13 protein-coding genes are annotated in these 24089 nt (G+C 26.1%); 12 read left to right on the top strand and 1 reads right to left on the bottom strand.

What is annotated here, in order from left to right:
- Positions 1-711 precede the first annotated feature (711 nt).
- The 6 genes from ACYUET_RS07280 to ACYUET_RS07255 all read left to right on the top strand — a co-directional run bounded on the left by ACYUET_RS07280 (position 712) and on the right by ACYUET_RS07255 (position 14549).
- Positions 712-2424, top strand: coding sequence for a methyl-accepting chemotaxis protein (locus ACYUET_RS07280; protein WP_460278647.1), 1713 nt, complete (start codon positions 712-714; stop codon positions 2422-2424).
- A 1020-nt stretch (positions 2425-3444) separates the two neighbouring features.
- Entirely contained in the window at positions 3445-5082 is a 1638-nt protein-coding gene (locus ACYUET_RS07275; RefSeq protein ID WP_460278646.1) for an N-acetylmuramoyl-L-alanine amidase family protein, read from the top strand.
- Between the two features lie 474 nt (positions 5083-5556).
- Positions 5557-6852 (top strand): cadherin-like beta sandwich domain-containing protein, encoded by a 1296-nt coding sequence (locus tag ACYUET_RS07270; protein WP_460278645.1) that lies wholly within the window; start codon positions 5557-5559, stop codon positions 6850-6852.
- Between the two features lie 613 nt (positions 6853-7465).
- Positions 7466-8695, top strand: coding sequence for a cadherin-like beta sandwich domain-containing protein (locus ACYUET_RS07265; protein ID WP_460278644.1), 1230 nt, complete (start codon positions 7466-7468; stop codon positions 8693-8695).
- 1774 nt (positions 8696-10469) lie between these two features.
- Entirely contained in the window at positions 10470-11894 is a 1425-nt protein-coding gene (locus tag ACYUET_RS07260) for a cadherin-like beta sandwich domain-containing protein (protein WP_460278643.1), read from the top strand.
- Between the two features lie 549 nt (positions 11895-12443).
- Complete coding sequence (locus ACYUET_RS07255; protein ID WP_460278642.1) at positions 12444-14549, top strand: sensor domain-containing diguanylate cyclase; 2106 nt, start codon at positions 12444-12446, stop codon at positions 14547-14549.
- A gap of 220 nt (positions 14550-14769) precedes the next feature.
- Here ACYUET_RS07255 and ACYUET_RS07250 read toward each other — a convergent pair whose 3' ends face one another.
- The gene (locus tag ACYUET_RS07250) at positions 14770-14976 is read right to left on the bottom strand and encodes a hypothetical protein (RefSeq protein WP_460278641.1); all 207 of its coding nucleotides are present in this window, start codon (positions 14974-14976) and stop codon (positions 14770-14772) included.
- A 218-nt stretch (positions 14977-15194) separates the two neighbouring features.
- Here ACYUET_RS07250 and ACYUET_RS07245 point away from each other — a divergent pair, with 218 nt between their 5' ends.
- From ACYUET_RS07245 to ACYUET_RS07220, 6 genes are all read left to right on the top strand, one after another.
- Positions 15195-15872, top strand: a complete 678-nt coding sequence (locus ACYUET_RS07245; protein WP_460278640.1) for a response regulator transcription factor — start codon at positions 15195-15197, stop codon at positions 15870-15872.
- Entirely contained in the window at positions 15869-17272 is a 1404-nt protein-coding gene (locus tag ACYUET_RS07240; protein ID WP_460278639.1) for a histidine kinase dimerization/phospho-acceptor domain-containing protein, read from the top strand. Before ACYUET_RS07245 ends, ACYUET_RS07240 begins: the two co-directional genes overlap by 4 nt.
- 466 nt (positions 17273-17738) lie before the next feature.
- On the top strand, positions 17739-19130 hold the full coding sequence (locus ACYUET_RS07235) for an MFS transporter (RefSeq protein ID WP_460278638.1): 1392 nt from the start codon (positions 17739-17741) through the stop codon (positions 19128-19130).
- Positions 19124-20782, top strand: a complete 1659-nt coding sequence (locus ACYUET_RS07230; RefSeq protein WP_460278637.1) for a glycoside hydrolase family 3 protein — start codon at positions 19124-19126, stop codon at positions 20780-20782. The genes ACYUET_RS07235 and ACYUET_RS07230 overlap by 7 nt, the downstream gene beginning before the upstream one ends.
- Positions 20776-21423: a beta-phosphoglucomutase gene (gene pgmB, locus ACYUET_RS07225; RefSeq protein ID WP_460278636.1), complete on the top strand. Its 648-nt coding sequence runs from the start codon at positions 20776-20778 to the stop codon at positions 21421-21423. Before ACYUET_RS07230 ends, pgmB begins: the two co-directional genes overlap by 7 nt.
- 153 nt (positions 21424-21576) lie before the next feature.
- On the top strand, positions 21577-24072 hold the full coding sequence (locus ACYUET_RS07220) for a GH39 family glycosyl hydrolase (protein WP_460278635.1): 2496 nt from the start codon (positions 21577-21579) through the stop codon (positions 24070-24072).
- Positions 24073-24089: the final 17 nt, after the last annotated feature.

Raw genomic sequence — 24089 nt, 5'->3', positions numbered from 1 at the left:
TAAAAGGCTATGTTTTAAGTGAATGTTTATATTGTAGTATAAAGCTCATGGACAGGGGAATTTCTTTAAGAACTCTAAAATAAAGCTTAGTCCAATTAATGCATGCTCCCAATCAGAGATTGTTGACAAGCAATTAATTTGACAAATCTTCATTAAGAGTTCTAAAAAATAAATTCCAATGCCAGTTCGCCCTTATACTAAAATATCAACACATAGCCAATTAAAAAAATTGCACTCTTGGGGTGTGATTTTTTTGAGTTTCTTAGAAAATTATATTGCTTGACAATCTGAGGAGAACTTTATAATATTGTATTTTAAATATATGATTAATACTCCTAAAGTATAAAAAAGTAGTGACATATATTGAATTATTCTTTATATTTATATGTAATGTTTAGTATATTATAATTTCATTAATATAAAGTAAGAATTTTGAAATTTGTATTATTTAAGATAGTAATATTTATCTTATGTTTAAGTGTTATAAAAATAATACTTAAATAAATTTAAGATATAGCTTAAATTCAAAAATTTTACTTATAAATACATAAAGGTAGATTAATATTAAACGAAAGATAAGTATATAGGTTCTAATTAAGTTAATACATTTATAATTTCTTATTTAATTTTTATAGAAAATAAATATATGTATTAATACTATTCAATTAGCATCATATATGAAGAATTTAAATAGGAAAGGATGTACATAGTATGGATTTTTATAAAAATTTGAAGGTAAAAACAAGATTAATGATATCATTTTTATTTATGGCAATGATTGTAATATTGATTGGCTATGTTGGAAGCACAGCTTTGGTAAAAATAAATGATAATGGAAGAGATATGTATAATGTCAATTTACAAGCTATGGATAAAATTTTATCTATGAAGGCCAATTTAGAGATGATAAATGGAAAAATATTACTAGGGATGCATAGTGATCATCAGGATATGTTACAAGATGCTAAACCAGAGATAACTAAAAAAATTAATGAAAATAGTGCACTTATAGAAGAATATGAAGGTTTAAATGTTTCTGATAAAGAGAAACAAGCATGGGATAAATTTAAAGAAAATTTAGTAGAATACAGAAAAGAAAGAGAAAACGTACTTACTTGTATTTATGAAGGTAAATTTGAAGATGCTGAAAAAAATTATTTAAATTTACAACCTATACAAAATAAAATGGTAAATAGTTTAAATGAACTTGCAGATATAAATCAAAGTATTGCAGCAGAAACTAATGAAATCAATAAAAACACCTTTAATAAATCTAAATTATATATTGATGTTATAACTATAATATCAATTGTAATTGCAATTATACTTGCACTAAGTTCATCACTTAGTATTTCTAAGTTATTAAATAAAATGAAGGATTTTGCAGAAAAATTAGCTTCATATGATTTCTCAACACCTATTGATATTGGTACTACTAATGAATTTGGACAAACTGCTGATGCTTTAAATAAAGTACAAGGAAACGTAAGAGAATTAGTAAAAAGTATAATGAATGATTCTCAAGATATAAGTTCATCTAGTGAAGAACTTTCAGCTACTGTTGAGGAGTTATCAGCTAGTGCTGCACATATAAATGAAGCAGTAAGTGAAATTTCAAGTGGAATGTATGAAACGAGTGCAGCATCTGAGCAAATAACAGCCTCAGTTGAAGAAGTTGATGCCAATATAAATGAGCTTTCAGCTAAAGCAATGCAAGGTAGTGATAATGCAAATGAATTTAAGAAAAAAGCTACTGTAGTTCAAGAAAAAAGTAAAAATGCTATTGAAGAAACTGAAAAATTATGTAGTGAAAAAGAAGAGAGAATGCTAAAAGCTATTGAAGATGGTAAGGTAGTTGAAAATATAAAAGTTATGGCAGATACAATTGCAAGTATAGCAGAGCAAACTAATTTACTTGCATTAAATGCAGCAATAGAAGCAGCAAGAGCAGGAGAACAAGGGAAGGGATTTGCTGTTGTTGCAGATGAAGTTAGAAAACTTGCAGAACAATCTTCATTATCTGTAGTTGGAATACAAGAAACTATTAATGATGTTAATAAAGCATTTAAAATGAGTATTAATACTGGTAAGGATATGCTTGAATTTATTAATACAGATATACAAAAACAATTTGATGCTTATGGGGATGCTGGACACCATTATTACAATGATTCAGATTTTGTAAGTAAAATGTCAGATGAGATTTCATGTATGTCTCAAGAAGTTGCAGCTACAATTGGTGAGGTTAGTATGGCAATTCAAAAGATGGAGACAATTGCTCAAAATTCTAATGAAAAGGTAGAGTTAATTAAGCAAAGTGTTGATGAAAATACAAGAGGAATAAATGAGATAGCTATATCAGCACAAAGTCAAGCAGAGCTTGCACAAAAACTTGCTGAAATGGTACAAAAATTTAAGATTTAGGAACATGAAATAAAATAATAGATCAAAGAGGCTTTGCATATTTTGTGTCAGACAAGAAAGTAAATTTAGTTAATAGCGAGCTATTAACTAAATTTGCTAATGCAGTATCACACAAAATAGATGAGCATACTTGTCTATTATTTTTTTTGAATGTGTCTTAAATATGTTTTACTAATAATAGTGATATTATTTTGCAAGACTATGAAAATTTCACTGGATGTTTCTAGATGAAAAGTTGCACCCAATCCTACTTACTCCAAAGATAAACTTTGGACAAGTAATTAATGGATATGACAAAAAGGAAACTTGACTCATTTACATTCGTCCAGTAAGTTCGAAGAACCAAATATAAAATGCACGCTGTGAAAGTTCAAATAACCAAATATAAAATTTGGATTTTCACTTTTGGATTCTTACTTAAGAACATCAACAGCTTATTTTCAAATGTCTGCTTACCAATATCACTACTATTTTTAATTGAATTTATTTTTAAAATAGAGATCATGGACAGAGGAATTCTAATGACAGTTCGTCTTATTCTACAATATCAAAATTCACTTAAAGCATAGAGTATTTTTAAAGAGAATCTATAATGTCACATCTAGTAAATATTAATTTTTTAACCCTATCTTTATACCAATCAGGGCAATTAAACCAGTTTATAGTATCTAATTTTAATCTTAGAATTTTAGTTTAATAATAGCTAGATCTATTAGCATAAATTAACAATGAACGTTGGTCAATTTTGTATTTAAACTGGTCAGTATAAGTGGTATAATATTTTATATCAATATTATTGTGGATTTATTTCCTGTATTTTGATTTTATGATGTAAAATATAATTAATTAAATTTAATATGTAATTATGGAATTTACATGACAGACAAGCTATAAATTAAAATTTTAATCTTATAGTTTAAATCTTAAACTTCAATCTATACCCCTGGGGTACCTCAGGGGTACCCCAGGGGTATAGATTTTTTTATTTTAAATCGCGGGAATTATCAAGGGGGAAGAAATATGATAAAAAGAATTAAGAAAGTGATGGCATTAGTATTAGTAGCAACTTCAGTTGTGGCTATAGCACCTAAGGATATATTTACAGGAAATGTTTCAGCATATGCAGCAACAACATCTGCAACAGGTGGCTGGACAGCAACAGATGAAGCTAATGTACAAGTGGGATTAAAAAATTATTTGAAGAGCAATGTATATAATAATGCAGATGATGTTAAGCTTACATTTATGAAATATGTTAAGGTGGATTTAAGTAAACAAACAGCAGAAAAGATAGTAACACCAATGGTAACTAAAGAGGTAACATCTAAGGTGACAGCAATGGTAACAGCACAGGCAGTTGCTACAGCAAAAGCAGAACATCCAGAACTGGCTGCATTACCAGATGAAAAAATTGCACAAATGATTCAACCTAAAATTGATGCCAAAGTTAAAGAAGTAGTTGCACAAGTATTACCAGGTGCAATTGAGGCAGCAGGCACACAATTACAAAGTGCAGCACAACAAATACCTGTATATCAATATTCAGCAGTAAAGAATGATGGTACAGTAGTAGGAATGGGAATTATAGCTGGTGGACCAATTACAGCAATGTTATTAAAATCTGGAGAAAAACCTATATATGTTGATACTACGAAGTTAGGAGCTGTAGGGAATGCAGCTTTACCTGAGTTAATTGATAAATTAGAAGAGGTAATAAAAAATTTAGGAGATAAAATAAAAGGTGACGTAGATGGAATAATAGGAAAAATAGGCAATATTACAGGCTCAATTACTGATGGGTTAGATGATATAGCTCATTCTGTAGATAAGGTTACAAATTCAATAACTGATTTATTTGATGAGTTAGATGACCATACTGATGACTTCTTTGATAGAATTAACAAAGATGAAGGATGGGACAAGACAGATGGATATATTTATTACTATGATGAAGATGGTATTAAATATAGAGGAGTGCATGAAATAGAGGGTAAAAATTATTACTTTAATAGAATTGATGGAGCTATGGAAACAGGCTGGCAAATTGTTGATGGTAAGAGATGTTACTTCTCTCCAAAGCAAGGTTATCAATTATATGCTCAATGGATAAAAGATGGGGACAAGATATATTGTCTTGATGGAAATGGTGAAGTAAGAAAATCACAATGGGCTCAAGATGGTGGTAAGGCATGTTATTTAAAGGCAGACGGAACTTTGGCTACAGGCTGGTTTAAGGTTGATAGAGAAGATTGGTATTACTTTGATAATTATGGTCATATGGAAAGTTCAGCTTGGAAATGGGTTGATGGAGAGTGGTACTATTTAAAAGAGAATGGTGCAGCAGCTATAGATTGGAATTTAGTAAATGGAAAATGGTATTGCTTTAAAGATCCATCAGGAGCTATGTATACAGGTTGGTTTAGACATGATGGAAACTGGTATTGTGTAGATGAAAATGGAGCAATGAAAACAGGATGGGCATATTCAAGTGATGGATGGTGCTACTTAGATGAACAATCAGGTCAAATGAAGAAAAATGAATGGGTTTTAATTGATGGAAAATGGTATTACTTTAATATAAATGGTATTATGATAACAAAATCAAGATATATAGATGGAACTAAGTACTACTTCAATGAAGATGGAAGTTTACAATAAATTTTAAAATAATATTGATATTGTTGAATAGAAATCATGGACAGAGGGATTTAAGTAAATTCCTATGCCAGTTCTCTTTATTCAACAATATCAATTTTTATTTTCAGGAATATGAGAATTTTATTAAATTTATTTTTAAATTATATGAGTTTCAATAAAGTTTGTTCATTAATATAAATATTAAAATATTTATAAACAACATCACTTACCAGCATACTGAGGAACTTATATAGAAAATTTATGATATATATGCTTCTAAGTAGATACTATTAATTTAAGATATAATTTTTTTATAAAGATTTTACAAAAGATTATAAATGTAATAACTTAATTAGAACACATATTGTAATATGATTTTTATTTTTGACTTGAGGGGTATTAAATTTCTCTTAAGAATTATTTAAGATTAAATGTATTCATAAAACCTCCCTCGTGTGGTAAAATTATACTTATATTGAATGAGGGGGAAAGAACATGAATAAACGTTTAAAACACATTATTGCAGCTACACTTGTTATAAGTGCATTTACTGCAGTAGCACCAGCAAGTGCTATTAATTTTGGGACAACTACAGCTTATGCTAAATCTTCTAGTATTAGCAAAGATGACATTGAGGATTTTAAAGTTAAGGGTGATAGTGATGACCTTAAGCTTTACAGTGATTCAAAATGTAAAGATAAAACAAAGTTTAAATATAGCACTACAAAATATTATGTAAAGCCAGGTAAGGATGATAAAAAAATTAGTATAGATGCTGATGTAGATGGTGATTATGAGGCATATGTTTTTAAAGGTAGTAAAAAGGATAAAAACGAATTAGGTGATGAGATAAAAGTAAGCTCAGGTGATACTCTTTATCTAAGAATATACGAAAAAGGCGAATTTGATGACGATAATGTAAAAAAACATGCTGAAAAAACTTACGAAATACATGTATATGATAAGTCTGATTCAAAAAGAGATAAAGATGATGATGACGATGAGGATTCAAATGATAAGATTTATTTAGATGATATTACATTAAGTGAAGGAAAAATAGATTTTTCAAAGAAAACAAGCTCATATGATATAACTGTTCCTGAATCAGTTAAATCTGTAAAGATTAAAGCTAAACCAGCAAATGAAGATTACACAGTTGAAATTGATGGACATGAAGTCAATGATGATGATAAATATAGAAGAGAAGTTGATTTAGAGAAGAGTAAGAATAAAATCAAAATCACTGTTGAAGATGATGATGATAATAAAAGAACTTACACATTAAATATAAATAGAACAGACAAGACTTCAGAAGATAAAAAAGATAAAGATAAAACAAATAACAATACAAATACTACTAAACCAAGCAATAATACAAACAATAATTCAAATAACCCAGGCCCAAGTGTACAATTAAAATGTAATCAATGGGTAACTGTTAATGGAAGATGGCAATATAATGATTCAAACGGAAGAGCAATAAAGAGTAACTGGTATAAAGATATGTCTTCAGGAAAATGGTATTTCTTAAATTCAGATGGAAACATGGAGACTGGTTGGTTAACTAGTGCTGGAACTTGGTACTATCTAGATGAAAGTGGAGCAATGCAAACAGGCTGGTTAAGTAATGGAGGTAAATGGTATTATCTAAGTGAATCAGGAGCAATGAAAACTGGTTGGATAATAGACAATGGTAAGTACTACTACTTAAGTCAATCAGGAGCAATGTTAAATAATACAACAATTAATGGATACAAATTAGGCTCAGATGGAGCATGGATAAGAGGATAAATTTTTAATAACAGAATATATAAAAAAGTAATTTATATTTTGAGCAAATATTGGATTATCATGGTATAATATCAAAATACGTTTAAAATATAGTTAAGAAGATAATTATATATTTTATAAATAAGTATATGTAATTTCCTAAATATGGGTTAGTTACATATACTTATTTTTTTAAATGTCTAGAAAAGTATATAATTTCTTAAGCCTAAAAGACTGATAAAATCTAAGGTAAATGGGATATTTTGAATTCGCAATGGACAATGGACGATTGACAATTCAGGATTGGATTACCTTATGATTTCTAAAATATATAATTTAAAGAAAGCCGAATGATTTCAACCATAATTGTAGATTATCAACTGTCAATTGTCCATTGAAATATTGATATTATTAGTAAATTTCCAAATATTCACGAAAAAGGTACCAATATTTTCAAAGAAAATTGTATATATTAATGAGATTCAAAATCATAACTATTATTATCATATCTAATTTTGAAATTTCATATCAAATATTTGATAATTATTCAATTAAGAATATCTTAAGGTTATCTTAATTTACAGTTTAATAATTCCATGGTAAAATGTATGTTAATAGGGGGAGGAGTGGTAAAATGAATAAAATATTCAAAAGAGTAGTTGCTACGCTACTTACTGTATCAGCATTTGCTACAATTGAACCAGCAAAATATATTAATTTAATGACTACACAGGCTCATGCTGCAGATACAACAAATGATTCTAAAACAAATTTCAAAGTAAAAGAGATAGAGGTAAAAAAATCATCTGGTAGTAGTGAATTACAATTATATGACAGTAAAAAATGTAAAAGTAAGGATAAAGTTGATTTTGATGAAAAAAACACAAAATATTATGTCAATATAAAATCAGGTAATAGGGTATATATAGATTTAGATGTTGAGGGAACATATGATTATAAAATAAAAAAGGGTTCTAAGAAATATGATGAAAATGAAAAGATACCTGTAAGTTCATCTTCAACTAAAATATCAGTAGAAGTTTGGCCAAAAAATGAAGACTCTAAGAGTAAAACTTATACAATATATGTTCAATGTGATAAAGATAGAGACGATGACGACGATGATGATGACGATGATGATGGTGATGATATCTATTTAGATAAGCTTAAAGTAGGCGGAGAAACTATAAAATTAAAGAAAAGTAAAACTTCTTATAGCACAGATGTTGATAGATCAACTTCATCAGTTAAAGTAGTAGCTAAACCAGAGGATGATGAGGTTGAAGTTAAAATTGATGGTAAAGAAGTTGATGAAGATAATGATTATAAGAAGACTGTAAATTTAAAAGAAGGCAAAAATGAATTTGAAATAAAACTTAGAAATGATGATGATAGAAGAAAGTATACATTAACTATTAATAGAGGAAAATCTTCAGATAAAGATAGTGATGATAAAGAAAGTACTGAAGAAGCAAGTAAGCCAGTTAAGGCAGATCAATGGGTAACTGTTAATGGAAACTTAATGTATAATGATTCAACAGGAAATCCTATTAAGAATTCTTGGTTCCTTGATAGAAATTTTGGAACATGGTATTTATTTGATGGATATGGATATGCTAGAAAAGGTTGGGCATATACTGGAGGAACATGGTATTACTTAAATCCATACACTGGACAAATGCAAACAGGTTGGACATATGTTAATGGAACATGGTATTACTTAAACCAATATAGTGGAGCAATGCAAACAGGTTGGATATATGATAATGGAACATGGTACTATTGTAATGGTTCAGGAGCAATGCTTTCTAATACAACAATAGGTGGATATAGATTAGGCTGGAATGGAGCTTGGATAAGATAATCTATAAATAAAAAAGAGTATATATAATTGACTCTAGATGCTAAGAAACTACGCTTAAGAGTTTCTATAATTTATTTAATCAACTTAGCTAAAATAACTAAACTCGCATAAAGGCTCAAACAATAGTTATTTCTTAACGCTAAGTAGTTTAAATAAATGATGAAACACTAAAAGCTTGTTTCAATGCATCTTCGTCAATTATATATACTCTTATATTTTTACATAGAGATTATCTTTGAAAAAATAGACTATCAAGCACTCAAACAGTAACAATATTCTTAACGTAAACCTCCTATTTAAATCAAGAAATACTAAAGTTCATTTTTTTTATGCATCATTTCGTATTAATTGTTCTTTTTTAGGCAGAGTATCTTATAGAAAATACAGAAATAAATTTTATTTAATCAACTTAGCTAAAACAACTAAAATCGCCTAAAGGCTCAAACAATAGTTATTACTTAATGCTAAGTAGTTTAAATAAATGATGAAACACTAAAAGTTTGTTTCAATACATTTTCGTCAATTATATACTCTTGTATTTTTACATAGAGATTATCTTTGAAATATGGTATATAGAAATGAAGGTTTGTTAAACTTAAAGATAAAATTGGATTAATAGTAAAAAAATATAAAGGTTTACAAAAAATATTGAATAAAGTTTTAAATATGTTATAATAAAGTTAAGTTTTAATTATATCGACAAATTATTAAAGAGAGAAAAGTTGTATTACTATATTGTGGTAATACAACTTTTTTTTATATAGAAAATTATGTGGATTTTTAAGTCAGAAAATCAGATAAAATATAAGGAAAAAGTAAATTTTTAAATTGATGATGTGTATATGGAAATTTACAATTTAATATCTTCATATTAGTTAGATTTATATTTTTGAGTTCACAATGGATAGTATATAATAATAAATTGGTAATTATATTGTGGGAAATATTACATATGAAGTATGTGCTTAATTTTGGTATTATAAAATTATTAAAAAATATATAATTTGTAGAATTTTTAATAATTAAAATTTTATAAATTCCGTGCATTTACTATTTTAATAATTATTATTTTAATAATTTATTATATATATATTGGAATAAATACATTATATTTGTTATACATATGTTATTTTGCTATAATTTAAATATATAAGTTTCAATAAAATTTGTTCATTAATATAAATCTTAAAATACTTATAAATAACATTACTTACCAGTATAGTGAGGAACTTATATAGGAAATTTATCATATATATTTTTTTAACTAGATAATATTAATTATAAGGCACATTCAAAAAAATAATAGATCAGTAAGCTCATCTATTTTGCGTATTACTTCGTCAGTAACTTGCTATTAACTGAACTTGCTTCTTTGTCTGACACAGAATATACAACGCTTCTTTGGTATATTATTTTATTTCATGTGTCTAAATATATAATTTTCTATAAAAATTATATAAAAGATTATAAATGGATCAACTTAATTAAAAAATATATATAAATATAACTAAAGAATATTAATTAAAATAAGAAATAACTAAGGTATAAACATAAAAAACAATATAGAATAATTGTGTAAGAATAAGGGATGTTTGCTTCTATATCCTTCTTTAAAAGTTAATCTTATATTAAGGTAATATTAATTTACCTTATAGTAATATAGTGGTAAAATTATATATTATATCAACTATATAAGGCGGATAAAAATAATAGACCAATATACTTATATATTTGAACTATTATTTTATTTTATGTGCCTAAGGGGGGATAAATTTTGAAGAAAAGCTTAAAAAATATAGTTACATCAATCTTGATTATTAATGCTTTTAATATATTTTGGCCGACAGATTATTTGAATTTAACAGATACAACAGCTTATGCTGCAAGCAAGGTATATTTAAAGAGTATATCTTTAAGTGATGGATACGATATTAATTTTTCTGAAAATAAATATTCTTATATTTTAGATGTTGATAAATCATTAGATGAGATAATAGTTAGAGCAAGACCAGAAGATGAGGATGATAAAGTAAAAATTAATGGAGAATTATTAAAAAGGGACGATAAGTATAGAAAGATACTAAACTTAAAAGAGGGAAAAAACAAAATAGAAATAGAAGTTAGAGATGATAATAGTGCTAATACAAGCTTATATACTTTGTACATATATAGAGGTGGAAAAGATACTATATATTTAAAAGATATAAATATTGATTCTAGTAATATTGGATTTGAAAAAGAAAAATCTTCTTATAATATAGAAATTGACCATGATACATCAAAGGTACTTCTTAATGCTGTTACTGAGGATGAAAATTATAAGGTATCAGTTAATGGCACAGAACTAGATGAACCTAATTTAATAAAAATAAGATTTGGTGAGATTGGGAAATATATCATTAAAGTTAAAGTTACTGATATAGAAACTAAAAGATTTAAGGAATATACATTAAATATGTATGTAGGGATTCCTATATCTCCGGATATATCTAATTCTATTAATTCTGTAATTAAACCAAATCAATGGGTAATCATAAATGGTAGGTGGAGATATAATGATTCATTAGGAGAATGTTTAAACGATACTTGGTTTTATGATAGATACTATGATAGCTATTTCCATTTTAATAAAAGAGGTAATATGCAAACAGGATGGATAACTGTAGATGGTAAATGGTATTATTTAGCTATCCATGGTGCAATGCAAACAGGATGGCTTTTAGAAGATGGGGATTGGTATTATCTTGATGGAAATGGAGTAATGCAAACAGGATGGCTTTATAATAATGATAAGTGGTATTATTTAAATGAAGCAGGAATGATGAAAAAAGGTTGGATACAAGTTGATGGTAACTGGTACTTATTAGATAATTCTGGAGCTATGGTTACAGGATGGGTTATATATGATGGAAAAAAATATTTTTTAAATCCATATGGCGCAATGGAAGAAGGATGGCTTCAATATAAGGGATACTGGTATTATTTAAATAGTGATGGTTCTATGAAAAGTGGAGAATGGATGTATAATAATGGAAAATGGTATTATATAAATTACATTGGTACCATGAGAACAGGATGGTTATCTCAAAATAATAAATATTACTATCTAAATGAAGATGGAACTATGAGTACAAGCATTACAATTATTGATGGATATACTTGTAATTTTAATGAAGATGGATCATTAAATTTTAATTAGTTGCAATAAAGATATGATTGATTAAATATATAAGTTAAGATTATTTTTTAATTATTATGTAATTAATATGTGATTAATGTACTTTTTCAATTATATCTTTAGTTTTAATAAAATAGAATTAATAATAATATTGATTTATATTTGGAGGAATTTATATATTTAATTAAGTAAGGTGTTCAGCTTTTTAACTTTTCTTAGCTTATATTTAAGAAGAGTTTGGTGGTGCTGAAATGAATTTGGCAAAAGATTATTAAATGTAACTAAGGAAGAATGAATTTAATATTATAATAATATTGATTTCAATAATAAACTATATGAGAGGAATCGATACCATTTTTTATTCTTATTTTAAAGTTTGACTATGTTTTAAATAGTGTTGATATTTTAGTATAAAGGGGAATTTATCTTAAAATATCAACATTTTCAGAATCAGAAGTTAAGTTTAAATAGATAGTATTAATAAGTCATATTTTTTTAGTTCATTAAGCAAAAAATTAATTAATTTAAATATATGGATATATTTAAACATGATTAATATGGGGGGTAGACATGAATAATTATCCTGAATTGGAGGAGCATATTAATAATTTTAAGCAAGATGAAAATTATATTGAGTATTTTAAAAGCTTGGCTATAGAAAATATTAAATATAATCCTAAATACGTGAAAGATATAATGGATCGCTTACTACAAATTTCAGAACAAAATAATTATGAATATAGTAAAAACTGGTGTTTTGTCTATATTGGCTGGTACGAAAGTATGAATTGTAATTTTAGAAAAGCTATAGATTTCAACTTGAAAGCAAATGCATTTTTTGAAGATACTGGTAGTGCAAAAGGACGTATTATAACATATGCTTTACTTATTTTAGAATATGCAAAACTTGGGAAATTTGATTTGGCAATTATGAATGGTTTAAAAGGAATAAAATTAGCAAATCAAATAGAGGATCCAAATCTTTTAGTTGAGTTATTAATAAATACAGTGCATGCATATATTGAGAGTAATAATTATGAAGAAGCACTAAAAATAATTGATAAGTTAGAAATTTATGAAAATAATTTTAGATTAAGTGATAAAATTGAATTCTATATAATATTAGCAGAATGTAAATTAAAATTTAAAGATTTGGAAAAAGCAAAAGAGTATTGTGATAAAGCTTTAGATTTAATAAATGAAAATAATAATAATATTTATAAGATTAAAATATTATCAATTAAATCTGAGATTATTTATAGATTAGGTGAATATGAAGAAGCAGTAAATAAATTTAATGATGTAATTAATATATGTAATAAAAATAATAGAGAATATTTAAAGATAAAAACTTTAATAAGATGGGCAAAATGTGATGCCAATTATGAAAGATATGTTTTTGCAGAAAAGAAATTTCTTGAAGCATTAGAGTATTTAAAAAATTCAGAGTTTATTATTTTAGAATCTAAAGCATATAGTGGATTAAGTGATATATATAAAAAATTAGGACAATATAAACAAGCCTGTGATGCTATTGAAAAGTTTAATGATTGTGAAAAGATTATTTACAATTCATTTAATAGTGTTTGGTTTACAATTTTAAAATATGAGAATGTAGTAGAAGAAGCAAAGTTGTACAAGGATTTATATAAAAAAATGGATGTTATTTCAGAACTGGGCAAAAAAATAACATCAACTTTAGAAATAGACGAAATGTTTAAGGTAATTTATGCTGAAGTTGGAGAGAGGGTTGAAGCAGATATTTTTGGAATTGCTTTATATGAAGATAAACTTAAACAATTAAATTATAAGTTATTTATAGAGAATAAAAAGACGGTAAATTTGGAAATTATAAAGATAGATGATAAAAAAAATCTTTCAAGTTATTGTTTTAGAAATAAAAAAGATTTATTGATTAATGATTTTTTTAGTGAATATTCAAAGTATACCTCGATAAAAAATGCTAATGATATAAAAATTAAATCTAAATCAATAATTTATGTACCTATTTTAATTAAAGGTAACCCTATAGGTGTAATAACTATGCAACGTTATAAAAAGAATGCATACAACAAAAATCATGTTAGTGAACTTAAAGTATTAGCATCTTATATAGGAGTTGCTTTAGAAAATAGTAGACTTTTTAATAAGGTTAAATATTTTGCAACCTATGATTCATTAACTGGAGTTTTTAATAGAAGTGTTATATTAAAGGAAGGCAAAAAGATTTTAAAGTCTAGTACTAGAAATAAAAAGAAATTTTCTATAATAATGATTGATATCGATTATTTTAAGAAAATAAATGATACTTATGGACATAATACAGGAGATATTGTACTTAAAGAAGTAACTTCTATAATAAAACATGAAATAAGAAAAGATGCTATTATAGGAAGATATGGTGGAGAAGAATTTTTAGTTTTATTACCTAAGGTTGAATTAGAGGCAGCAAGAATGATTAGTGAAAGAATAAGAAAAGCTGTTGAAAATCATAGTTGTTGTATAGATAATAAAACTTTTAATAATATAACTTTAAGCTTAGGAATTTATGAATTTAAAAAAGATGAATGTAATTTTTATGAAGGCTTAAAAAAAGCTGATAAGGTTCTTTATATGGCAAAAACGTTAGGAAGAAACAGAAGTGTAGCTTATATGGAGAGAGAAGAGGCACAATAGAAAATTTTATATTAACGCTATATTTTAAGTTAATGTTGATATTATAGTATAAACAAAGTTCTACCCCTCAGTGAAACTTGCTTTCATCTGAGGGGTAGAACTTGTTATTCAGGAGAATTCAGCTGTTATGAAATTACAGATTTATAAACTAGTGATAATATACTAGCCTATGAATATCCTGTCTATAAGAAATGTTTCATGTTATATTATAAAATAATATTTAATTTTTTTTTAAAATAATACATACTCCAAGCAAAGCCATAATTAAACCTAAAATATTTTTTAAATTTAAAATATATCTAGCTGTTCCGTCAAATAATAAGTGAATATTTTCTGGATTTTGTACTGTTTTTCTAAGATAACAAGCACAAAATACGTACCCCAAAAAAACTATAAATTGAATTATAAAAAAATGTATTTTTCTCATTAAATACCTCTCAAATTAATAATAATATATGGTATTATCTATATTATTTTACTATATATATTAGACATCCTATCTAAGATTTTTTGTATTTTAAAGAAAAAAATATAGAAATATCTAAAAATAACATAATTTTTTCACGTAAATTTCACATGATTTTTATAAAATAACTTGTTACATAATAGCTAACTTGATAATAATAATTATAAGGGGGGATTTATGTGGATATAAAAGTTCTTATTGCTGATGATGATAATGTTTTTAGGGAACTTGTATGTGATATTGTAAGGAAAGAAGGATGTATTCCTATAGAAGCTTGTGATGGACAACAGGCTATTGATACATATTTTAATTTAAATGATATTGATTTACTTATATTAGATGTAATGATGCCTATATATGACGGATGGGAGGTTCTTACACAAATAAGAGAATATTCTGATGTACCTATAATTATGTTAACTGCATTAGGTGATGAAAAAAATGAGGTTATGGGATTTAAAAATGGAGCTGATGATTATATTTCAAAACCATTTAGTTATCAGGTATTTATTGCTAGACTTAATAGATTGTTAACTAAGATAAGAAAAGAGCGTACTGATGATATTATAGTTGGAGATATAAAAATAAATCAGAAGGCACACAAGGTAATGATAAATGATATAGAAATTGATTTAAACAGAAAAGAATATAATCTCCTTATTTATTTTACTCAAAATAGTGGAAGAGTATTAACTAGAGAACAAATACTATATAGAATATGGGGACATAATTTTGAGGGTGATATTCGCACTATAGATACCCATGTAAAGACTTTAAGAGCTAAATTATTAAAATGTGGTGATTATATAAAGACTATAAGAGGATCTGGATATATGTTTGAGGTGGGTGATTTATGAGGAGCATAAGGACAAAGATTTCTTTAATATTTGCTATAGCAATGTTTTTTATGATTATTTTAGGTGTAGTTATAAATAATTTATTTTTAGAAAAATATTATATCTATAAAAATAAAAATATTTTTATAGATATAAATGATAAGATTAAAGATAAATATGTTAATGATAGAGAAAATTTCTCTGATTATATAAAATTTATTAATGAAATTGAAAATGTCAATTGTATAGTTACTGATAGCAATCTTCAAGTACAATATACCTCTATTACTAGAAGAGGAGGATTTAATCCATTAAAACTACCTAAAGATGTTGAAAAAATTTTTAAAGATAATGAGGAAAAACTCTCAAATACATATGTATATTCTATTATTGAAAAATCAAATGATCAGGAACCTAAAGTAGTATTTTTATCAAAGATGGATAATGGAGAACTTATTATTTTAAGAAAATCAATGAAAGGCATTAGTGAAAGTGTATCTATTTCAAATCAGTTTTATATTATTGTAGGGGGTTTTATAATATCTATAGGAATTATAATTATATTTATTTTTTCAAATAGAATTACTAAACCAATCAGACAAATTAGTAATATTGCTGAGGATATATCTAATCTTAATTTTAATGAACGTGTAGTTTATGATTCACAAGATGAAATAGGAAGTCTTGGAAAGAGTATAAATAAGATGTCGGAAAAATTAAAAGATGCTATGGACGTATTAAAACATGATGTTGAACGTAGAAAACAACTTGTCAGAAACATATCTCATGAATTGAAAACACCTATAGGTGTGATTAAAGGATATGCAGAAGGATTAAAATATGGTGTCGCTAATGATAAGGAAAATAGAGAAAAATATTGTATGGTTATTTCAGAAGAGTGTGATAGGATGAACAGAATGGTTAAGGAGTTATTAAATCTTTCAATGATGGAATCAGAAGTATTTGAATTAAAAAAATCTAAATTTGATATAGAAGGACTTATTAAAAATATAGTAGATAGGTTTAATCCTACATTTGTTGAAAAATATATAACTTTAGATTTGAATATTCAAAAGGATTTAGTGGTATTAGCTGATTATGGGCTTATTGAACGTGTTATAAACAATTATATTATAAATGCTTTACATCACTTAGATGAAAAGAAGGTTATAAGAATAATTGGAGAAAAGAAAGAATCTGGAGTAAGGGTATCTGTATTTAATAGTGGTAATCACATACCAGAAAATGAATTGAGAAATATTTGGGATGTATTTTACAAAGTAGATAAAGCTAGATCAAGACAATATGGAGGACATGGAATTGGACTTTCTATAGTAAAGTTAATAGCAGAACTTCATGGTGGAATAGCTGGAGTAGAAAATGTAGATGATGGAGTTTTATTTTTTATAGATTTGCCATAGATTCTTAAAATATAGTATTGATATTGTATCATAAATTAAGTATGTGTTAAGTTATATTGATAAATTAAAGGTTATATTAGAGGTTATAATTGATAGGACGAGTTATGCTCATGAAGATAAATGAGAGTGACTCGTCCTTTATTATTTCAGAAAAATATTTAAAAAAATTATGTTAGACAAATCACTGAGAATTTATAACTTTATAAAAATAACCAATATCAATCAACACTCACTGTTAATTTATAAGTACATAAATTACAACCTTAAAATTAACTTAGACTTTATAAATATTTTTACAAATTAAAGAAATAACAAAAATCTGTAACAAAATAGCTACAGATTAAACTTTTTTAGAATGAAAACTTTTAAATAGATAAGAAGCTATAGATAAGAAGTGGATAATTTGAGAGATTTTCGCCAAAAAAAAACTTATAATTGTCTTGTATTAATGAGAGGAGTTGTATTTATGTTAAATTCTAAAAAAATTAACCGTTGTTTTGCAATGGGAGGTCTCGGGCAAAATTTAGTTTATGCTCTAATGTCGGCATTTTTATTTTTCTTTACTGAAGGAGTTGGTTTATCAGCAGCTACTATTGGTACACTTTTATTTGTAGTCCGTATTTATGGATTGATTGTTGATCCAATTATAGCTGTAATAATAGAAAAAACAAACACTAAATGGGGGAAATATAAGCCGTATATTATTTCTATGCCTCCTATTATAAGTATTTTACTTATTGCACTATTTTTTAGACCAAATTTAAGTTCAGGAACTCATATTATTTATGTATACGTTGTAACAATACTTTTTTGGACTGCTTACGCATTCTTTGATATTGCTTTTTGGTCAATTATTCCCGCTATTACTAAAGATGAAAATTTCCGCTTTAAACTCCTACAAAGTGTTAAAACGGCTTCAGTTTTTGCGATATTTGGATTTGGTATAGCTCAGATGCCATTAGTTGATATATTAGGTAACGGAAGTTACTTAAAAGGTTTTTTTCTTTTAAGTGTAATTTTAGGAAGTTTATTTTTAATTTTTGGCCTTATGTTATCTAAAGAATTATTTTCAAATGAATCTCTTAAGGACTTGGGTTTAAGTAAAGCTTCTGAAATTAAAGATAAAAAAGTCAAGAAGAATAATAAACTTAAACTATCAGATATGATAAAAGCTCTTTTAGCTAATTCCCCATTGATTAATGTAATTTCAGCTAAATTATTCATATACACAGCATTGTACATAAAGACGAGTCTATTAATTTATTTTTATAAATTTTCTCTTGGAAATGATAAACTTGGCTCTTTTTCAAATTTAATTGCTTTACCTGTGACATTAATTTTAATAGCTATATCTCCTAAACTATTAAAGAAATATGGTAATAAAAAGGTTATGTCATATTTTTTAGGTATTAGCGTAATAATTTCATTTATATACATAATTAATTTTAAGGTGTCTTATTTCTATATTATAATTGATGGATTATCAAGTGCTATTGTAGGTATGTATTCACTAGTTATTACTAATATGGTAGTTTCTACAGTGGAGTATGGTGAATGGAAAACAAACACAAGACTTGAAAGCATAATTCTTTCTACTAATACTATTAGCTCTAAATTAACCTCAGGTATGTCAGCTGCTATTAGTGGATGGATTTTAAATGGAATAGGATATATACCTGGTAAGGTTCAAAGCATGGAAACATTATCTAATCTTCATAATGCAATTGTATGGATACCTGTTGTAGGTTATGGAATAGCAATTATTATTTTATCAAGGTACAAGCTTACTTCAGAAATGTATAACAATATAGTTAAAGACTTAGAAATCAGGAATAAGGAGAGTAAACAAGCGTGTTAGATTTAGAATTATTAAAAAAACAACCATTTAATTTGGATAAAAATCAAATTGAAGGTATTAAGGATAAATTAAATAAAATGTCATTAAAAGAAAAAGTAGGCCAATTGTTTTTTCTAATGCATAACATTGAAATTACAGAAGAACAACTTATTGAAACTATTCAAAAAATTCAACCTGGTGGAATCATGTTAAGGCCTGTAACTAAAAATTTAGCAAAAGAAGTTATAGAAATAATTAATAGTAATAGCAAAATAAAGCCTTTTATTTCTGCTAATTTAGAAAATGGTGTTAATGGTATTTTAAGTGAAGGTGAGAGTTTTGGAAGTGCTATGCAAATTTCAGCTACTAATGATTTAAATCTTAGTTATGAAGCTTCACACTATATAGGATTAGAAAGTTTTAAATTAGGTTTAAACATGACTTTTTCGCCTGTTGTTGATTTAAATGTTAATTATTTAAATCCTATTACTGGGACTAGAGCTTTTGGTGATAATACTTCTCGTGTTAAGTCTTTTTCAAAGCAGTTTTGTAAAGGATTAGAAGATGGTGGGGTTATTCCAGTAATTAAACACTTTCCTGGAGATGGTAAAGATGATAGGGATCATCATGTGCTACCTTCAGTAAATGATATGACTTTAGAAAAATGGAATGAAACTTATGGAAGTATTTATAAAGAGTTGATTGATTTTGGTGTTCCTTGTATAATGGCAGGTCATATACTTCTTCCTTGTTTTGAAAGAAGTATAGATAAATCTATAGAAGATAAAGACTTAAGACCTGCTACATTATCTAAACATCTCCTTAAAGATTTATTAAGAAAAGAGTTAAATTTTAATGGATTAATTATTACGGATGCAACACTTATGGGTGGTTTTAATTCATTTGCGACAAGAAAAGAAACTTTAATCCAATGTATTAATGCAGGATGTGATATGATATTATTTACTAAAGATTTAAAAGAAGATTTTTCAGCTATTCTTGAAGGTGTTTTAAGCGGTGCAATTTCAGAAGACAGACTAAATGAAGCGGCTCTTCGTATTTTAGCAACTAAGGAACAGTATAAAAATTTAAAAAAAATTTCTAATGATAAAATTAAAGAGTATAAAAATTTATCAACAGAAATTTTTGATAAATCAATTACTCTTGTAAAAAATAATGAAAATATTTTACCAATCCTTCCTGAAAAATACGAAAAAGTTTTATTTATTCATTTAGGAAATGAAACCAAAAGTAAAACAATTTTCTCAGAGGAACTTGAAAAATCAGGTTTTAAAGTTACTGTATTAGATAATAATAAACTTGACTTAGAGTTAATCATTGGTTCTATTGAAAAATTTAAAAACAAATATGATATTGTAATATATGGAGTTGATTATCAAACTAAAAGTAATCAAACTTCAAATAGAATTGAATGGGGAATGCCTTTTGCTCAATTTATGCCATGGTTTGTTAAAGAAATTCCTGTAGTTATGATATCTCTAGGTAATCCATTCCACTTATGTGATGCACCACGTATACCAACTTATATAAATGCTTATAGTAATCAAAAAGCAAATATTGAATTGGTAGTAAAAAAGCTTATAGGTAAAAGTGAATTCAAAGGAATCAATCCTATAGATCCATTTTGTGGGAGGTTTGATACTAGATGTTAACTAAAGGAGTTATTTTTGATTTGGATGGAGTAATTACAGATACAGCTGAAGGTCATTATAAAGCTTGGAAAAAACTTGCTGATGAAATAGGTGTTTCTATATCGAGAGAATTTAACGAAGGACTTAAAGGCTTATCGAGAGAAGATTCTTTAGAATTAATTTTAAAACAAAATAATAAAAGTTCTAATTATACAAACGATGAAAAAATTAATTTGCTAGATAAAAAGAATAAATATTATTTAAACTGGATCTCTAATTTATCTAAAGAGAACATATTACCTGGGGTTTTAGTTCTTCTAAAAGAACTTAAAAATGCAAATATAAAAATAGGATTGGCATCTGCAAGTAAAAATGCACCACTTATATTAGAAAAGTTAGCTTTAACATCATTCTTTGACATCATTGCAAATCCGGAATTAGTATCGAAAGGGAAGCCTGATCCTGGAATATTTCTTTTAGCAGCAAAAGAATTAAATTTACAGACAAAAAATTGTATTGGAATTGAAGATTCATCAGCTGGAATTAAAGCCATTAATGCTGCAGGTATGTATTCTATAGGGGTTGGAAATTTTGACTATTTAAAAGAAGCCAATTACAATGTAAATTCATTGATTGAAATTGACTTAAAAAATATACCTTAACATTTTTTTATTTAATTATATATAGGTTGAGTATTCTTATTTTTAATATGCATTATTTATCTTAAAGTTGTGATAGTTTCTGCTTTGAACCATTATTAATTTATATTATCTTATGTTATATTAGAAAACTTATTTATTTAGGAGGGATTTTAAGTGTTTTATGAAAATATTGAGATACCATCACACCACAAAATTCCATATAAAGTTTTTATTCATAATTTAAAAATAGTTCCTTATCATTGGCATGACTTTTTAGAGATTATTTTAGTTCTTGATGGATCTATTGAATTAAATGTAGAAAATGAAATTATGGAACTTCATAAGGATGAAGTTTACATTGTAAATAGTTTTTATAGACATTCTGCTAAGGCTATATCTGAAAAAAATATTGTTTATACTCTTCAAATAAAAGAAACTTTGTTAAAAAGTGAAATTAAGGATTTAGATACGATAGCTTTTAGTGTCTTAGAAAATACTAATTCAAATGATCTGTTTTTGCTTAAAAAGTATCTTTCTAAGTTAGCTTTATTAGATATCAAAAAGAATGATAATATTGATCTTTTGCGAAAGATAACAATTTTAGAAATATTAAATATATTAAATATATTAAAGCAACGTTTTTCTATAAATAATAAAGATAAGAAAGTATTATCATCTCAAGGAAAGACTTTAGATTTTATATTATATATTAATGATAATATTTCTAAATGTTTTTCTTTGAATGATATTGCAAAAGAGTTTAATATGAGTCCAGCATATCTATCTAAGCTTTTTAAGAAAGAAACTGGTATCAATATTATGACATATGTAACTATTTATAGATTGCAACTTGCCTGTTCTGATCTTGTTCTTACTAATAAAAAAATTAGTGATATAGCTTTTGAAAGAGGATTTAATTCTATTAGCACATTTAATGAACGTTTTAAAAAATACTTTGAAATTTCTCCTAAAGATTTTCGCAAAAATAATAAACAGGATGTAGTCTTAGAAAAGAATATTGTTTCGTCTGCTTTATTTAACTATATCAACTTAATTTCAACAAATCCTTTTAATCAACTTTTTGAATATGATAAAGAAAATATAATAGAAATACCTCAAAATATACCAGCTTCAGATTGTAAAATGATTACAGTGAACACAGATGAAGAAAAGGGGGTATATCCATCAAATTTAACAAGAATGATAGGAATTGGACGTGCTAGCGATTTTTTAAACGTAAGTATACAGGAACAACTTATTACTGCGAAAAATGAAGTGGGATTTAATCGTGTAAGGTTTCATGGAATATTTTCAGATAACCTAATGGTTTTTTCATTAAAGGATGGAATTCCTCAGCTAAATTTTCGTTATATTAATCTCATTTTTGATTTTTTTGTTTCTAATGATATTATACCTTTTATTGAAATTGGGTTTATGCCTAAAGATTTAGCCTCTGGTAATAAAAGTATATATCATTGGAATGCCAACACATCTGCTCCTAAAAATTTAGAACATTGGATATATTTAGTGGAATCATTTGTTAAACATCTTATTAACCGTTATAGTAAAAATAAAGTAGAAACTTGGGATTTTGAAATTTGGAATGAACCACATTTAGATGGATACTATTGGCACAAATCACAAGAAGAATATCTTGAATTTTTTAAAGCAACATATATTTCTATAAAAAATGTAAATTCAAACCTTAAGGTTAGTGGGTTTAGTGGTACTAGTTGGTCTGTTTTAGATACTAATTGGACACAAAATGCCTTTAATTTCTTAGAAAAAAATAATATTATTCTTGATAACTTTACATATCATCTATACCCAATTCAATGGAATATAGATGAAACTTATTTTGAACATTGGGATGCTAATAGAAAAGGAAGGTATTGTTATGCAGAATCTAGCTATATTTTAAAAAGTGTAGAGAAAATTAATCAAATAGTTAGAAATTCTAAATGTATTAAAAATAATAAGTGTATAATAACTGAATGGAATTCTTCTTCAGATCCAAGAGATTTATTACATGATACGGCTTTTATGGGATCTTTTATTATTAAAAATATAATTGATTGTATTGGATACGTAGATATTATGAGCTATTGGACATTATCTGATATATTTGATGAACATATATTATCTTCTGATACTTTTCATGGTGGATTTGGATTAATGACAGTGGAAGGAATAAAGAAGCCTGCTTACTATGCTTTTAAGTTTTTAAATGATTTGGGACCTATTATTCTTTATAAAGATGATAATATGATTATTACAAAAGATAATTATGGAAGTTTTCAAATTTTAATTCATAATTTTCAAGAATATGATCAATTATATAAAAGTTTTAATACATCTCATATAAATTTAAAAAATAGATATAGTGTATTTACAAATGAAAAAAACAAATTTGTTAAAATAGTTCTTAACAATATCTTTGGAAAGTACTCTATAGTAAGAGAAAGAGTTAATAGAAGTTTCGGATCTGCTTTTGATAATTGGATCAATTCAGGAGGTGAAAATTTAACCTTAGAATATGAAAAATATTTAAAAAATATATCTATTCCTAAAATGGATTTTTGGGAAACAACTATCCAAGGTGAATTGAGTCTCACTGTTGATTTAGAAGTACATGAAATTACAATATTAAAATTAACTCCTATTTTATAAATATTTTTTATTAAGTA

The sequence above is a fragment of the Clostridium sp. CTA-5 genome, from assembly GCF_054768135.1.
Note: the sequence above shows the minus strand (reverse complement) of the source record. Positions and strands in the feature narration are given on the sequence as shown.

Excerpts from the sequence above, each read along its gene's own strand:
- ACYUET_RS07280 (WP_460278647.1), top strand. The coding sequence starts at position 712 with ATGGATTTTTATAAAAATTTGAAGGTAAAAACAAGATTAATGATATCA.
- ACYUET_RS07275 (WP_460278646.1), top strand. The coding sequence starts at position 3,445 with ATGATAAAAAGAATTAAGAAAGTGATGGCATTAGTATTAGTAGCAACT.
- ACYUET_RS07270 (WP_460278645.1), top strand. The coding sequence starts at position 5,557 with ATGAATAAACGTTTAAAACACATTATTGCAGCTACACTTGTTATAAGT.
- ACYUET_RS07265 (WP_460278644.1), top strand. The coding sequence starts at position 7,466 with ATGAATAAAATATTCAAAAGAGTAGTTGCTACGCTACTTACTGTATCA.
- ACYUET_RS07255 (WP_460278642.1), top strand. The coding sequence starts at position 12,444 with ATGAATAATTATCCTGAATTGGAGGAGCATATTAATAATTTTAAGCAA.
- ACYUET_RS07250 (WP_460278641.1), bottom strand. The coding sequence starts at position 14,976 with ATGAGAAAAATACATTTTTTTATAATTCAATTTATAGTTTTTTTGGGG.
- ACYUET_RS07240 (WP_460278639.1), top strand. The coding sequence starts at position 15,869 with ATGAGGAGCATAAGGACAAAGATTTCTTTAATATTTGCTATAGCAATG.
- ACYUET_RS07235 (WP_460278638.1), top strand. The coding sequence starts at position 17,739 with ATGTTAAATTCTAAAAAAATTAACCGTTGTTTTGCAATGGGAGGTCTC.
- pgmB (WP_460278636.1), top strand. The coding sequence starts at position 20,776 with ATGTTAACTAAAGGAGTTATTTTTGATTTGGATGGAGTAATTACAGAT.